The sequence below is a fragment of the Psychrobacter sp. NG27 genome (assembly GCF_016106655.1).
In the GTDB taxonomy this organism is placed as follows: domain Bacteria; phylum Pseudomonadota; class Gammaproteobacteria; order Pseudomonadales; family Moraxellaceae; genus Psychrobacter.
The window spans coordinates 568,170-582,503 of the sequence record NZ_JADGIN010000001.1 but is presented as its reverse complement, the minus strand read 5'-3'; the positions used below and the strand labels follow the sequence as shown (position 1 = coordinate 582,503).

Here is a 14,334-nt window from a genome sequence, read left to right as displayed (position 1 = left end):
TATCATAGGTCGCTTTTTTATGGCTATGACATTGTTGCATCATCGAGGTCTGTCAAGGCCAACATCATGAGCGTAGGATGAATTTTTCTTAGTCTCTGAGCTGGCTCACAAGCAGTTACCATTGATACCAGTCGCACGAGTTCATTAATACAGTGGCTTTACGTCTAGCGACCTCAGATTGGCACAAAGCACGTCAATTACGATTGAGTGTATACCTTGAAAAACGTTAATCAAGTACTAGGGCGTGTCTGCAGTCTAAGTATCACGTTTTAGACGGCTTAAAAGCGGCCAAAGCTGCGCCAAACTTTGTCAGAAGCTTTATCAATACGCGCATATCTGCGACGAGTCCCTACCAGTTTAGCGGTCACTTCCCTCCTTTAAAGCCTCGTAATTTGAATAATGACATGTCTCAAAGGCTAACACAATCAGCTGACAGAGCGCTCTGAACACCACTATTATCATATCGTTGTACAGCCACTGAGAGTGACATTGATACTGTACCCATTCATTTTCGGTGTATTAGGATATAGAGTGAGTTCAAGAGTATTTGGATACAGGGAAACCGAGTGCAGATGTGTACGTAATACTTCAAGCGAGGTTTACGCGGTAACGCTTTTATAGAGGATTGACCATAGAGTGAGTGATGGAGCATTGATGGTTGGTGATAGTTTGCTATCACTGCAATAAGCAATAAGCAATAAGCAATAAGCCATAAAAAAACCTCGCCATTATTGGCGAGGTTTTCTATAGCGTTACAATTATAGTATTACCTAAACTTATTTGTTTAGATTTAATTCCATTTCTTTGTACTTAGCAGATACTGAAGGTTTTGGACCACCAGTCATGATACTAACGGCGAAGATTGCAATAGTACTGAGTACAAAGCCCGGTACAATAGCATATAACCAGCTATTTAATGCCATACCATTCATTTGGAAAGGACCATAGATCCATAGGATGACTGTCAATGCACCAATGACCATACCAGCGACAGCGCCGTTACGGTTCATACCGCGCCATGTCAGACTGAAGATAACCAATGGACCAAATGCAGCACCAAAACCTGCCCAAGCATTAGAAACCAAGTTCAATACTGAGCTTTCTGGATTAGAAGCAAGCATGATAGATACGAGAGCAACCGCTACTACAGAAATACGGCCAACCAATACCTGACGAGCTTCTGGCGCATCTTTATCAAAGAATAGCTTATAGACATCTTTAGTCAGTGAGCTTGATACAACGAGTAGCTGTGAAGAAATCGTACTCATGATGGCTGCTAAAATGGCTGCCAACAAGAAACCTGATACGAGTGGGTGGAACAAGAATTGAGTGAATACCAAAAAGATGGTTTCAGGGTCATCTAGTGTCATGGCTGTTTTTTGTACATAGGCACGACCAGCAAAACCAGTCATCAACGAACCAATAAGACTGACAACCATCCAGCTCATACCGATGTTACGTGCAGTAGGTACATCTTTAACTGAACGGATCGCCATAAAGCGAACGATAATATGTGGCTGACCAAAATAGCCCAAACCCCATGCCATTAGCGAAATAATACCAATAACAGTCATACCACTAGTGATATCTAGCAAACTCGGATCAATATTTCTAACGGCTTCCGTAGTGGCTGAAATACCACCAAGATCGGTAAAGGCAACGACAGGCACGATTACCATCGCAAAAAGCATGATAACACCCTGTACGAAATCGGTCATCGATACGGCTAAGAATCCGCCAAATAGAGTGTATGCAACGACCACGCCTGCAGTGACCCAAAGGCCTGTGCCATAAGATAAGTTAAGCGAGCTTTCAAACAGTTTACCACCACCAACCAGACTGGCAGCAGTATAAACGGTAAAGAATAGAATGATAACCACTGCTGAGATGACACGTAGCATGTGCGACTTGTCTTCAAAGCGGTTGGCGAAATAATCGGGCAGGGTGATGGCATTATCAGCCACTTCGGTATAAACACGAAGACGCGGTGCCACGATGATATAGTTTAATAACGCACCCAGCGTTAAACCAAGCGCAATCCAAATACTGACGACACCATCGGCAAACATATAACCAGGTAGACCAAGTAATAGCCAACCTGACATATCTGATGCACCTGCTGACAATGCAGTAACTGCTGGTCCTAAATTACGACCACCCAGCATATAGCCCTCAGTATCATTGGACTGCTTAAAATAAGCATAAACACCAATACCCAGCATGACTAAGAAATAAGCGCCTAACGATATAAGCACACCACCTGAAACTCCGTTCATAAAAATTGTCCTTAACCAACATTGTTGGCTGTAATTATTTTTAACTATCAAATTTTATATTTACAAGACAAGGTCTGAAACAAAAATCAAAGACAAAAAAAGCCATTAATTAAGACATAATGGCTTCTTTCAGTACGTGCTTTTAGTGATATATAATCGGTGCTGTTCTATGGCTAGCACTCATATAGAGATAGAGAACAATGGAAAACGCGCATTTCGCTTTTCTGTTTTTATTGCTCGCATCTACTATTTATATATGAGTATTAGCAACCTATGTAACCAATCATATAAGACTATAAAACTTACTGTTAACCATCATATCTTACTGAAAAGATTCAATATATGACTACCAGTGTCCTTGTAGTAAATTTTTGTTATAAAAACAACGTCAAGCGTATTATAACGCATGATAGATACAAATGCGAACAGGTTCAATTTATATATTATCGCAGGCGACTTTTACTCGATAGGTGAGAGCAAATCGAGCAGAGCAGTGACACTGCTAGACTGAGTCAGTTTTGGATTGATGACCACCCCAAGATAACGCTGAAGCTCGATATTATCAGCCATGTCAATACGTTCTAAATCTTGACTGACCATCGTTTGAGGCAGTACCGACCAACCAAGACCGACAGACACGAGCATACGAATCGATTCAAGTGGGTTGGTGCTCATCGTGGCATAGGGTTTGAGGTTGTGCTTGGCAAATTCTGCCAAAGTAATTTGACTGGTAAAAGTATTGGCAGACGGTAAAATAGCGGGATAGCGTGCCAATTGCTCCAATGTTACATTGGATTTGCTAGCAAGTGCGGATAAGGTGCCTGTCATAAAGTAGAGCGGGTCTGACCATAGGGTATGGTACGTCAAGCGCTTATCATAGACAGGCGGCAGCGTCACAAATGCCAGTGACAAATCGCCATCCAATACGGCTTTGTGCGCTTTTTCTGAATCAACAAAATGCACTTCTAGCTGTACAGCAGGATAGGCTTGAATGAAGTGCTTGAGTACAGGTGCTAGATGATGCAAACCAATATGATGGCTTGTGCCAATGACCAACTTACCTGACACGATATGCTGAGAGTGTTGCAGATTTATCTTAAAATTTTCGTAGTCTTCTAACCAGCGCTTGGCATGTGGTAGCATCTCGCTGGCCGCTTGGGTCGGTACAATGCCGCGTCCGACGGTATCAAACAGCGTAATATTGAATTCATCTTCAAGGTTTTTGATGCGTTTACTGACAGCAGGCTGCGTGATAAACAGTTTTTCTGCCGCCCCTGAGATACTGCCGGTGTGCATGACGGTGACGAATGTGGTTAAGTTTGTGGTATTCAAACGAATGTCCTTAGCTGCTTTATGAGCTATAAATAAAAGTTGGCTGACCCAATCACAATGTATTAGAAATAAAAGTTTGCGTCTGGCTAAAAATCATCAATTATTATTATAGGATTAGCCTGCTATAATCACAAGACATCAAGACGTATTGTGACATATTTATTATAGGTATTTGATGATATACCGCATAAAACAAGCGCTAAGAGTGGCATGGCTGTAAAATAGACAGTAATAAGTATCAAAAATATCTCATTTAAAAATCGCTAGCTGAAAAATATAGAAGCACATGAAGCTATATAAGCAAGCTGAGAACAACGCAATTAGCAACTAATAAAGGATAGCAACATGGCTGGTCAAACGTTATATGACAAACTTTGGAACGCTCACGAAGTCACCAAGCGTGACGATGGTTCAAGCCTGATTTACATCGACCGCCATCTGTTGCATGAAGTGACGAGCCCGCAAGCATTTGAAGGATTGGAGCTGGCCAATAGAGCACCGTGGCGCTTATCTGCCAATATCGCAAGCCCTGATCATAATGTGCCAACGGTTACCAAAGAGCGCCTAGAGGGTGTGCCTGGTATCAAGGACAAGGTATCACGTCTACAAGTTGTCACTTTGGATGAGAACTGCACCAAATTTGATATCGCTGAATTTACGATCAATGACGCACGCCAAGGTATCTTGCATGTCGTTGGCCCTGAGCAAGGCTTGGTATTACCTGGCATGACGGTAGTATGTGGTGATTCACATACGGCGACTCATGGCGCGCTTGGTTGCCTAGCACATGGTATCGGCACCTCAGAAGTCGAGCATGTATTGGCAACCCAGTGCTTGATTCAAAAGAAATCAAAAAATATGCAAATCCGTGTCACCGGTCAGCTAGGTGCTGGCGTGACATCAAAAGACGTGGTACTGGCCATTATAGCCAAGATCGGTACGGCAGGTGGCACAGGTCATGCCATTGAGTTTGCAGGACAAGTGTTTGAAGATATGAGTATGGAAGGTCGCATGACCGTCTGCAACATGGCGATTGAAGCGGGCGCTCGTGTGGGTATGGTGGCTGTCGATAGCACAACGATCGACTATGTAAAAGGTCGCCCATATGCACCAACAGAATCACAATGGGCACAAGCGGAAGCGTACTGGCGTACGCTGTATTCAGATGATGACGCGGTATTTGATACTGTGGTTGAGATTGATGGTAGTCAGATAGCACCGCAAGTGTCTTGGGGCACATCCCCTGAGATGGTCGTTGATATCACGCAGTCCGTACCGACACCTGATCAAGCCATTGACGAGGCTCAAGAAGAAGGCTGGTTACGCGCTTATACTTATATGGGTTTAGAGGCAGGTCAAAAGATCACTGATATTCAGCTTGATCGTATCTTTATTGGGTCGTGCACCAACTCGCGTATCGAAGACTTACGTGATGCGGCAGCCGTTATTAAAGGGCGTAAAGTCGCTGACAATATCAAAGAAGCGATCGTGGTCGCAGGCTCTGGTCAAGTGAAACTACAAGCAGAGGCAGAGGGCCTGAACACTTTGTTCACTGATGCAGGCTTTGAATGGCGTGAGCCAGGTTGCTCAATGTGTCTGGCCATGAACGCTGACAAGCTTGAGCCACAAGAGCATTGCGCCTCAACCTCTAACCGTAATTTTGAAGGTCGTCAGGGTAATGGTGGTCGTACGCATTTGGTTAGCCCAGCGATGGCAGCGGCAGCAGCATTGGCTGGTCATTTTGTGGATGTACGCACGTTTTAAAAACAGTGATGGATAGCTGATACTAGATAGCCTTCTCTGCTACCTGCCAGTGGCTAATGAGCAATATCGAGGTGTTAGCTATGACTCATTTGGATGATAGACCATCATAAAGAACATAATTGATAGGAAATTTTATGCAAGCTTATAACACCCAAACTGGTATCGTTTGCCCCCTTGACCGCGCCAACGTCGATACCGATCAAATTATTGCAAAACAGTTTTTAAAATCGATCAAGCGCACAGGCTTCGGCGTGAACTTGTTTGATGACTGGCGTTATCTGGATGAAGGGTACCCTGGTCAAGACAACAGCACGCGAGTGATTAATCCTGACTTTGTCTTGAATAAGCCACGTTATCAAGGCGCCACCATTTTACTAGCACGTAGAAACTTTGGTTGTGGTTCTAGCCGTGAGCATGCGCCTTGGGCCTTATCTGAATATGGTTTTCGTACTGTTATCGCTCCGAGCTTTGCGGATATTTTTTATAATAACTGCTTCAAAAACGGCATGCTACCGATTGTTTTGGATGAGGCAATTGTTGACACATTGATGAAAGCCACGCTTGCTAATGAAGGCTATGAGCTAACGGCTGATCTTGAGCGTCAAGTAGTCATAACAACAACTGGCGAAGAGTATCCTTTTGAAGTGGATGCTTTTCGCAAGCATTGCTTATTGAACGGCCTTGATGATATTGGCTTAACCCTGCAACAGAGCGATGCTATTAAAGACTATGAGCTTAACATGATGCAAAAAACACCGTGGATATTTAACGATGTGCGTGCATAAATAACCACGCTATAAGCGACTGCTCATTAAACTGCTGAACAGTCGTAAAGCAGCGTTGAGTTATGGCGGGGAACTGGCTAAAATAAAGAATAATCTTATTATATTCTTCTTTTTCTTATGAGTAGCTGCCCTTATGAATAAACACCGTTATGCTCTAGCGACAAGCACAATTGTCGCTGCAAGTTTATTATTGTCAGGCTGTCAGTTACTGACGGGCTACCAAAAAATAGATGAGGCAGAAAACGCAGCGGCAGTGGTAGGTAAAATACAACCGATTGCTGGTGAGGTGAATATTGCCTGTCTAGGTACCTATCACTGTGAAATCATGCAAATAGACAAAACGCTGATTATTGCACCTGATAAGCATGAGCCAATTCATGCTCAAATGGTGGCGACTTTGCCACGTGATAAAAGTGTCAAGTATCCATCAAAAGCCCAACTCAGCATGGATATGACGCCGCTCACCAATAAAAATGCCATAAAAATAGTGCCGCTGTCTGCATCTGGTATGGCAGGGCTGACCAACTATTATGCAAGGGTGCTGCCTGCAAAGCGTGAAGTACATGTTAATTTTTATCCAGAAAATAATATGGGCTATGTTGAGCGTTTTGCGATGATTCATGATTTTGTGGAAGCGGGCACTTATCAGTTGCGTGCTTATCAAAAAAAATCTAGCCAAAATTCAGGCAGCTTGCTGGAGACGGCATCGCCTGCGCCCTTGTGTATTGAGCTGTTGCAGGACAACAGCGTGCAGCGCCGATTCTGTAAGCAGATGGATGCAGAACGTCAGGGAGAGTTTGTGGAGACGGGCATGATTAAAGCAGTATCACCAGCCCCTAAAGCTAAGAAAACCACAGCGTAATAAGAAAATTAATTCACCAATAAAAATATATCCAAAAGGATTAGTATGGCGACGATTTTAACATTAGCAGGCGATGGTATCGGTCCTGAGATTATGACCCAAGCCATTGATGTGCTGAACGCAGTCAATGAGAAGTTTGCACTAGGTTTGACACTTGAGTCGGGATTGATTGGCGGCGTGGCTATTGATGCAACGGGCGAGCCTTTGCCTGATGAGACACTAGCACGCGCGCGTGCTGCAGATGCCGTATTACTAGGTGCTGTTGGTGGACCTAAATGGGACGCTATTGAGCGTAGCAAACGTCCTGAACGTGGTCTGCTTAAAATTCGCGGTGAGTTAGGTTTGTTTGCTAACTTGCGTGTGGCCAAGCTCTATCCGCAGCTCGCAAACGCCTCAAGCATCAAACCTGAGATTATATCTGGTTTAGATTTGCTCATCGTCCGTGAGCTGACTGGTGGTATTTATTTTGGTGAACCACGCGGCATTCGCACATTAGAGAATGGTGAGCTGCAAGGCTATAACACGATGGTGTATAGCACCAGCGAGATTCAGCGCATTGGTAAAGTGGCTTTTGAGTTGGCAAAGACGCGTGCTGAGGCGGCAGGCACTGCGCCAAAAGTATGCTCGGTAGACAAAGCCAATGTCTTAGAAGTTACTGAACTGTGGAAACAGACGATGATCGAGCTGCAGCAAGCAGAGTATACCGATGTGGCATTGTCACACATGTATGCTGACAATGCCTGCATGCAATTGATCAAAGACCCTAAGCAGTTCGATGTCATGGTAACGGGCAATATGTTCGGTGATATCTTATCCGATGAAGCGGCGATGCTGACAGGTTCTATTGGTATGCTGCCATCTGCTAGCCTAGATAAGGATGGCAAAGGTATGTATGAGCCATGTCACGGCTCAGCACCTGATATCGCAGGCCAAGATAAAGCCAATCCATTAGCTACCATTTTATCTGTTGCCATGATGCTGCGTTATACCTTCAAGCAAGAAGCAGCCGCACAGGCGATCGAGCAAGCAGTCAGTGATGTACTTGATGATGGCTTACGTACGCTTGATATCTTGGATACTAGTGAAGAAGGTCTGAAAACAGTAGGCTGTATAGAGATGGGTCAAGCGGTATTGGCTAAGTTGGTATAAGCCTCGATTGAGTGTTTGATTAAGACTATATCTTTATAATTACGCTAATATAGCCTGTTTAACAGTCTTATTTCACACGTTAGATACCCATAAATTGCTTAGCGATTTATGGGTTTTTTTGGTTAATGTTTTAATAAAACTTACCAAACAGCATGGCTTTAACAGAGAGACTGCACAACTAGAGCCTATTTAACATAAAGCTGTTATATGATCACAAGGGAATATGGCAATATCTATTACTTACTAATAATCTATTTGTTAATCACTAAAAATGCTGGTTATGGATAGGGAATATCACAAAGATAGGGTGAGCCATGTGATTTAGATAATATCAAGCGAATGATAAATAACCGAATGAATGGCAAAGGATTAATAGCATATTGAAGCATTATTGAAAAACTAAAATGACTTATTCATCATAATAAAAACTGTACCAATCACTTAATAATTAAAAACTGAGGAGTGTTTCATGTACCAATTAACGAAAATAAGTAAAGCAATGGCTGTCATCGGTCTATCTACAGCAGTGTTTATGGGTCAAAGTATCGCAGCGACGACTGATAGCATGAGTATGGACAATGGAAGTGATAGTGATGTAAGTAGTGATAGTGAGGCAAGTTCTGTCAATGAGGAGGTCAGTCCAGTAACCAGTGGCTCTGGCGTGAGCCAAAAACTCACAGGCGATACTAAAACTACTGTGTCACGTAACAAGTTTTTGCCTACCATAAAATATACGACTGAGGATTTATCGACGACAGCCAAAAAGGTCAATGAAGCAAACTGGACAGAGGGTGCCAGTATAGATCGCAATACGGGTACAAAGCTGCAAGCGTTATTGAATTGGCATCATAATGGTGTGGGCGCTGTCGATGGCTATTGGGGGAAAAATACCCGTAAAGCCATGCAAGCGTTTCAACAAGCAAATGATCTAACAGTGACTGAGACCTTAAACGACGAAACATGGCAGGCGCTCACCAAAAATGAAAAGCTTATGACGCAGCCAGTTTTGATCAGCTATCAGCTAAGTGAGGCCGATATCAATGTCAAAACCACCACCATACCTACTGAGACAGCAGCAAAGGCCAAGTTGGAAGGGATGTACTACGAAAGCCTAACAGAAGCGCTCGCCGAAAAATTTCACATCAGTGAAAAATATCTAAAATCGCTCAACCCTAATGCTCAGTTTACTGTTGGTGAGACTATTACTGTCTATAATCCGGGTAACCCTAATACTAAGCCTGTCAGCCGCGTTGTTGCTGATAAAACTACAGAAACGCTTTATGCTTATGACGAGAATGACAACCTGATAGCCAGCTATCCAACGACGGTAGGTAGTACGGCAACGCCGTCGCCAACAGGTACGCATACGGTAAAAGTGAAAGTGCATGAGCCCAACTATACCTATACTGCTGAAGATGGTAGCAAGTTAATCATTCCGCCAGGACCCAATAACCCAGTGGGATCGGTATGGATTGGACTCAGTAAGCCCACGTATGGCATTCATGGCTCACCAGATCCTGCACGCATAAGCCGTCAAGCGTCGGCAGGTTGTATTCGTCTGACCAATTGGGATGCGCTCGGTCTGTTAGGGGTTATACAAAATGGTGCAACCGTAGAGTTTAGCTAACTCGTAACAGTTAATGGCTGGCTATGATAACCATAACCAATAGACAAAAAAATACCGCTGATATTTAGCGGTATTTTTTTGTAAAACAAACAGCGAATACTAAATAACTAAAACATTGATAGGCAATAATGAGCAGAATAGCATTTTCATTATTATTATCAGTTAAACCACCCAAGCGTCTATATCAGCTATCAGCGATAAAGTAGCTATTCGGTTATTGGCTGTATTTTTACAAATACGTTGATAACCATCTTAGTTAGCAATGATTCTGATTTAACTATGATTTAGTTTTTACCACGGTAAGTGATACGACCTTTAGATAGATCATAAGGGGTCATCTCGACCTTAACTTTATCACCTGTCAAGATACGAATATAATGCTTACGCATCTTACCAGAGATGTGCGCAATGATTTCGTGTCCGTTTTCTAAACGAACTTTGAACAAAGTGTTAGGAAGGGTGTCAATGACTTCGCCTTCAAATTCGATAATATCGTCTTTTGCCATAATTTATATCAATCAATTAAAAATAAGCCGATATTATACGTAAGTTAATGGATTAAAGCAATACGAAACCCGGTTTTCACTTGACAGCATGTAAGTGATATGTATGCTAATTTACATGAATTTAGTCAGGTAAGTTCAACCAAATAGGTGTTAATGGTGCATCCGGCAACAGACGTTGGAGACGTTCAGGATAATAGGCATTAATAAAGTATAAGCCATCTCCTGAAGCGGTAGGCGGTGCAATTGTCCTGTCTTTTTTATTAAGGATCGTTAAAAAATCTGCTGGCTCTAGCTCATGCTTACCAATCGCGTATAGCGTACCCATTAGGTTACGTACCATGTGGTGCAAAAACCCATCTGCTTGAATATCAAACACAATAAACTGCCCATGTTCAAAAAGCCTAGCATGGCTGATAGTACGCACTGGCTGATTGGACTGACAGGCAGCAGCGCGGTAGCTACTAAAATCATGCGTGCCAACGATATCGGCAGCTGCTTGCTGCATGGCTGCTAGGTCAAGAGGCTCGTAAATATGGGTCACCTGATGATTGAGTATCGCAGGCCGCTGCGGTTGATTGAGCGTGACATAACGATAACGACGAGCAATTGCTCCAAAGCGCGCATGAAAATCATCTGGCATCGGTTGAATCCAGCGCAAAGCAATGTCATCAGGTAATAGGCTGTTGACCCCGCGTAACCAGTTATTAGCAGGCCGGTAGGAGTGCGTAGTGAAGTGAGCAATCATATTGCTGGCATGCACACTCGCATCAGTACGGCCTGCTGCGATGACCTCAACAGGTTCATTGGCCACTTTTCCAATAGCCTTCTCCAAAGCTTCTTGGACGCCAAGCACTTCGCGTTGACGCTGCCAGCCATGATAATGGGTACCCAAAAACTCAATGGCAATTGCTAAGGTATACGTCGGTAAAGATTTGGATTCGATAGAGACAGTTTCAGACATGGTGTTTTTGAGCTTATAAAAATAGAGATAGTTAAGAGTGACTTAGCGTTTTTTGATGGTTGTGCCGGTTTTACTGACAGTGTTTATCCAACGCTGTTTGCGTCTGGCAGGACTGTCGTAACGTAATAGGAGCCATAATAACCGTGCATAAATAGCAGGTATGGTTAAGCGACCACCTGCAATAACCTGATGGTCATACTGCCAACTGCCTGCCGCATAGCTATCACTAACCCCGCCGAAAGGACACTGACTGGCGCATATAACGATATGTCCTTTTTTATGAATCAGCTCTAATGTTTCTGCTAGTGCTTCTGAATAAGGGACATTGCCAGCACCAAATCCCAATAGGATAATGCCGCATGGTGGCTCTGATAAGAGAGCCAGTAGCTGATTATTTATCACTGAGACATCATTGGGCAGACAGTAAAGAGCATGAATACTGGCATGTTCAGCACGCATTTTGACAGTAGCGATGGCCTCTTGCTGATCGTCAAGCCAATGTTGTCTGCGAGTGTCAGGTAGATGTTTGATATAGCTGTTGGCAGGATAGGCTGCTCGAGAATGACCTGTAAAGGCCATCAGGTCGTGACTGTGAATTTTTTGTACAGTTTGGGCAGGCCATGATTCGCCGCCAAAACTGATCTTGACACCCGATTCGCCTGCGGCGGCCAGTTTTAATGAGCCACTTAAGTTGCTCCATGCATCACTATGGGCATCTATATTATAAGAATGCAGCATGTCACTGTCTAACAGAGGACGCATACTGGCAGTCAATACCACACAAATATCGCTACCTGCAAACGCCTCTGCCAAAAACGCCCCTAGATAGCTCAATGTATCCGTACCAGTGATGAGCAAAAAACGTCTGTCACCTTGCGAATAGGCATTGAGCAATAATTGATAAAAATGCACGAAGTCATTTGGGGTCAGCTGGCTACTGTCTTTAATCAGCGTGTTCTCTAACCAAGATATTTTTGGCAGAGTTGCTGCTGTATCTTGAGCGATAAGTAGGTCTTTTAAAGTAGGTAAAAACACCTCTGCCGATAGTGGCGCTAGAGGACGCCCGTAGCTACCAAAGGTGCCACCCGCATAAATCAGTTGGATAGGGTCAGAGAATGTTTTAGTCAGAGCTGAAGAAGGCATAGTATCAACATAGTAAATAAGTTTAAATGAGAGGCGGCGTTAAATGGTCTTGCAATGTGTTAAACAGTTTTAGAACGATGATAAGAGGTATCAATAATAGACAGTATTAGCGCCAAATGCAAAAAATCAGCAATTATTCTAAGCGTATAGAATAATTGCTGATAAGTATCTAGAAATTTATGTTGAATTGATATGCTGACTTCAATTGGCGGAGCATTGAATCGATTACACATCGTAAAACGACCATGCATAGCAAAGCGATTATGCAGTGCGTCCAAGTAGCATTTTAGCTTTGCTCTTTTGCTCACTATTGCCTTGAGTAATCACTTCATTCAGCAAACGTTTGGCGCTATCGTACTCGCCCAACTTTAGGTACTGATCAGCCAACTCTAGAGTCACTTGATTACTATCAAGTGATTTAACGAAATCAAAGTCTGCTGCGAAACGCGATGAAAAATCTGCTGCTGATTTAACACCATCAGCATACGTGTCGTCTTCAACAGGCGCATCAGCAGTTGATGATAGAGCCGTACTATCGTCAGTATCAAAGCCATCATCGTCTATCAACGTGTTGTCATCGAACCTTAGGGGCGTGTTTGATTCGGCATTAGAGGTGTCTAAACGACTGACATCAACATCATCATTTAAAAATTGCTCTTCAAAGTTGAAATCAGCGAAACTATCGACTGCTGTAGTTGACGCTGCAGCCGTGTTATTTTCAAAAGGAGTATCCTCAAGAGTAACGGTACCCATATCGTCATCTGCTTCGATGACAAAAGACTCACTGTTGAGTGCAGTCTCAAAATCATCTGAGGTATCGAGACGGTCCAAAGACAGTGCAAAATCATCCTCGTCGTTTTGGAGATGAGCAATGGAGGTTTCGTCTATATCGTTAGCGGCATCAGTCGCGACGACAGTATCTTTATCCGTATCAGCTGCTAAATCATCGAAATCTAAGACAAAATCTTCATTCTCTAATGAGGCTTCGTGGTCTTGTGTCTCTGAGTTTGAAGTGGTAGGCGTCGTCTCTTCAATAGGTGAATCGAAATCGAATTCAAAGTCACTGAAATCACCATCTTCGTTAGCGTTAGAGCTATCGTTAGTCACTGTGTCGAGGGCGTTGTCATCTGCCGTTGATATCGGCGCGACAGGCGTCTCGCTAGTAGCGGCTGGCGTATCAAACCCATTTTCCAAATCGCTAAGTGTTAGATCAAAGCTATCGTCTACATTTTCAGCAGTAGAATTAGTATTATCAAATTCATCTGAAAATGCCAAAGGATTGGTGGTGTCATTGAGAGTAATCGCAGAATCACTCTCAATGACTGGAGCATCAGCTATCACATTTGTTGTATTGGCTTTGCTGGTAGGTAGGTCGAAATCTAAACCGCCAAAACTATCGTTGGTATCCGCTGTTACTGTAGACATAGACTGTGTGGCTACTGGAGCTGTTGACTCTCCAACATATGAAGCTTTTAGCTCATCAGCGAGGGAAATGGTGTGTGCATCCTGCTGCATTTTGATGCGATCATAAAGGGTGTTGAAGTTCTCTGGTTGATCCATCGTCGCGTATATACTGAGTAGCTTGAGAGACAATGGCCCGTCATTGGGTTTCTCACTTAGACCGCGATTGACCGTTTCCATTGCTTTATCATAACGCTGCTGATCCATGAAGCGCTGCGCAATCATAATATGATCGAACCTATTGGTTTCAGTGCTTTGCGTTGGTGTGCCATAATCCGTTTTTGTCGTCGCAGTAAAAGCATTTCTTGCTGAATTTGCAGGCGGCCTTATGGCAGATTTTTGCGCTTTATTTTTGCGCAATACCAAAACAGCCCCTAACAATATAAGTACTAGCCCAGCGATGATATATAGCATATTGTCCATGAGTTACTCCACACCTGTGATCACAGCCTATCGTATTGATTCAGT

The 14,334-nt window shown here is 43.4% G+C and carries 11 protein-coding genes; 5 read left to right on the top strand and 6 right to left on the bottom strand.

Annotated elements, in window-relative coordinates; translation table 11 throughout:
• Positions 1–776: 776 nt before the first annotated feature.
• Together putP and IP485_RS02310 are read right to left on the bottom strand one after the other, a co-directional pair.
• Positions 777–2,276 carry a sodium/proline symporter PutP gene (gene putP, locus IP485_RS02315; protein WP_194362981.1) on the bottom strand — a complete coding sequence of 500 codons (1,500 nt, stop codon included), beginning with the start codon at positions 2,274–2,276 and terminating at the stop codon, positions 777–779.
• A 459-nt stretch (positions 2,277–2,735) separates the two neighbouring features.
• Positions 2,736–3,608, bottom strand: a complete 873-nt coding sequence (locus IP485_RS02310; protein ID WP_194362982.1) for a LysR family transcriptional regulator — start codon at positions 3,606–3,608, stop codon at positions 2,736–2,738.
• A 345-nt stretch (positions 3,609–3,953) separates the two neighbouring features.
• On the opposite strand from IP485_RS02310, the gene leuC reads away from it, so the two are divergent.
• From leuC to IP485_RS02285, 5 genes are all read left to right on the top strand, one after another.
• Positions 3,954–5,372 (top strand): 3-isopropylmalate dehydratase large subunit, encoded by a 1,419-nt coding sequence (gene leuC / locus IP485_RS02305; protein ID WP_197175527.1) that lies wholly within the window; start codon positions 3,954–3,956, stop codon positions 5,370–5,372.
• A gap of 134 nt (positions 5,373–5,506) precedes the next feature.
• Positions 5,507–6,157 carry a 3-isopropylmalate dehydratase small subunit gene (leuD, locus tag IP485_RS02300; RefSeq protein ID WP_198325821.1) on the top strand — a complete coding sequence of 217 codons (651 nt, stop codon included), beginning with the start codon at positions 5,507–5,509 and terminating at the stop codon, positions 6,155–6,157.
• Positions 6,158–6,290: 133 nt separating this feature from the next.
• Positions 6,291–7,019, top strand: a complete 729-nt coding sequence (locus tag IP485_RS02295; RefSeq protein WP_198325820.1) for a hypothetical protein — start codon at positions 6,291–6,293, stop codon at positions 7,017–7,019.
• A 45-nt stretch (positions 7,020–7,064) separates the two neighbouring features.
• Entirely contained in the window at positions 7,065–8,168 is a 1,104-nt protein-coding gene (gene leuB / locus IP485_RS02290; protein ID WP_198325819.1) for a 3-isopropylmalate dehydrogenase, read from the top strand.
• Positions 8,169–8,637: 469 nt separating this feature from the next.
• Positions 8,638–9,795 (top strand): L,D-transpeptidase family protein, encoded by a 1,158-nt coding sequence (locus IP485_RS02285; protein WP_198325818.1) that lies wholly within the window; start codon positions 8,638–8,640, stop codon positions 9,793–9,795.
• 284 nt (positions 9,796–10,079) lie between these two features.
• On the opposite strand, the gene infA is transcribed toward IP485_RS02285, so the two are convergent.
• The 4 genes from infA to IP485_RS02265 all read right to left on the bottom strand — a co-directional run bounded on the left by infA (position 10,080) and on the right by IP485_RS02265 (position 14,289).
• Positions 10,080–10,301, bottom strand: a complete 222-nt coding sequence (gene infA, locus IP485_RS02280) for a translation initiation factor IF-1 (RefSeq protein WP_021814850.1) — start codon at positions 10,299–10,301, stop codon at positions 10,080–10,082.
• Positions 10,302–10,422: 121 nt separating this feature from the next.
• On the bottom strand, positions 10,423–11,262 hold the full coding sequence (gene truA, locus IP485_RS02275; RefSeq protein WP_198325817.1) for a tRNA pseudouridine(38-40) synthase TruA: 840 nt from the start codon (positions 11,260–11,262) through the stop codon (positions 10,423–10,425).
• A gap of 42 nt (positions 11,263–11,304) precedes the next feature.
• On the bottom strand, positions 11,305–12,405 hold the full coding sequence (locus IP485_RS02270; RefSeq protein ID WP_198325816.1) for an asparaginase: 1,101 nt from the start codon (positions 12,403–12,405) through the stop codon (positions 11,305–11,307).
• A gap of 261 nt (positions 12,406–12,666) precedes the next feature.
• Positions 12,667–14,289 (bottom strand): FimV/HubP family polar landmark protein, encoded by a 1,623-nt coding sequence (locus IP485_RS02265; protein ID WP_198325815.1) that lies wholly within the window; start codon positions 14,287–14,289, stop codon positions 12,667–12,669.
• Between the last annotated feature and the right edge of the window lie 45 nt (positions 14,290–14,334).

Bases quoted from the DNA above. Each gene is read 5' to 3' on its own strand.
- putP (WP_194362981.1), bottom strand. From the start codon at position 2,276: ATGAACGGAGTTTCAGGTGGTGTGCTTATATCGTTAGGCGCTTATTTC.
- leuC (WP_197175527.1), top strand. From the start codon at position 3,954: ATGGCTGGTCAAACGTTATATGACAAACTTTGGAACGCTCACGAAGTC.
- leuD (WP_198325821.1), top strand. From the start codon at position 5,507: ATGCAAGCTTATAACACCCAAACTGGTATCGTTTGCCCCCTTGACCGC.
- IP485_RS02295 (WP_198325820.1), top strand. From the start codon at position 6,291: ATGAATAAACACCGTTATGCTCTAGCGACAAGCACAATTGTCGCTGCA.
- leuB (WP_198325819.1), top strand. From the start codon at position 7,065: ATGGCGACGATTTTAACATTAGCAGGCGATGGTATCGGTCCTGAGATT.
- IP485_RS02285 (WP_198325818.1), top strand. From the start codon at position 8,638: ATGTACCAATTAACGAAAATAAGTAAAGCAATGGCTGTCATCGGTCTA.
- infA (WP_021814850.1), bottom strand. From the start codon at position 10,301: ATGGCAAAAGACGATATTATCGAATTTGAAGGCGAAGTCATTGACACC.
- truA (WP_198325817.1), bottom strand. From the start codon at position 11,262: ATGTCTGAAACTGTCTCTATCGAATCCAAATCTTTACCGACGTATACC.
- IP485_RS02270 (WP_198325816.1), bottom strand. From the start codon at position 12,405: ATGCCTTCTTCAGCTCTGACTAAAACATTCTCTGACCCTATCCAACTG.
- IP485_RS02265 (WP_198325815.1), bottom strand. From the start codon at position 14,289: ATGGACAATATGCTATATATCATCGCTGGGCTAGTACTTATATTGTTA.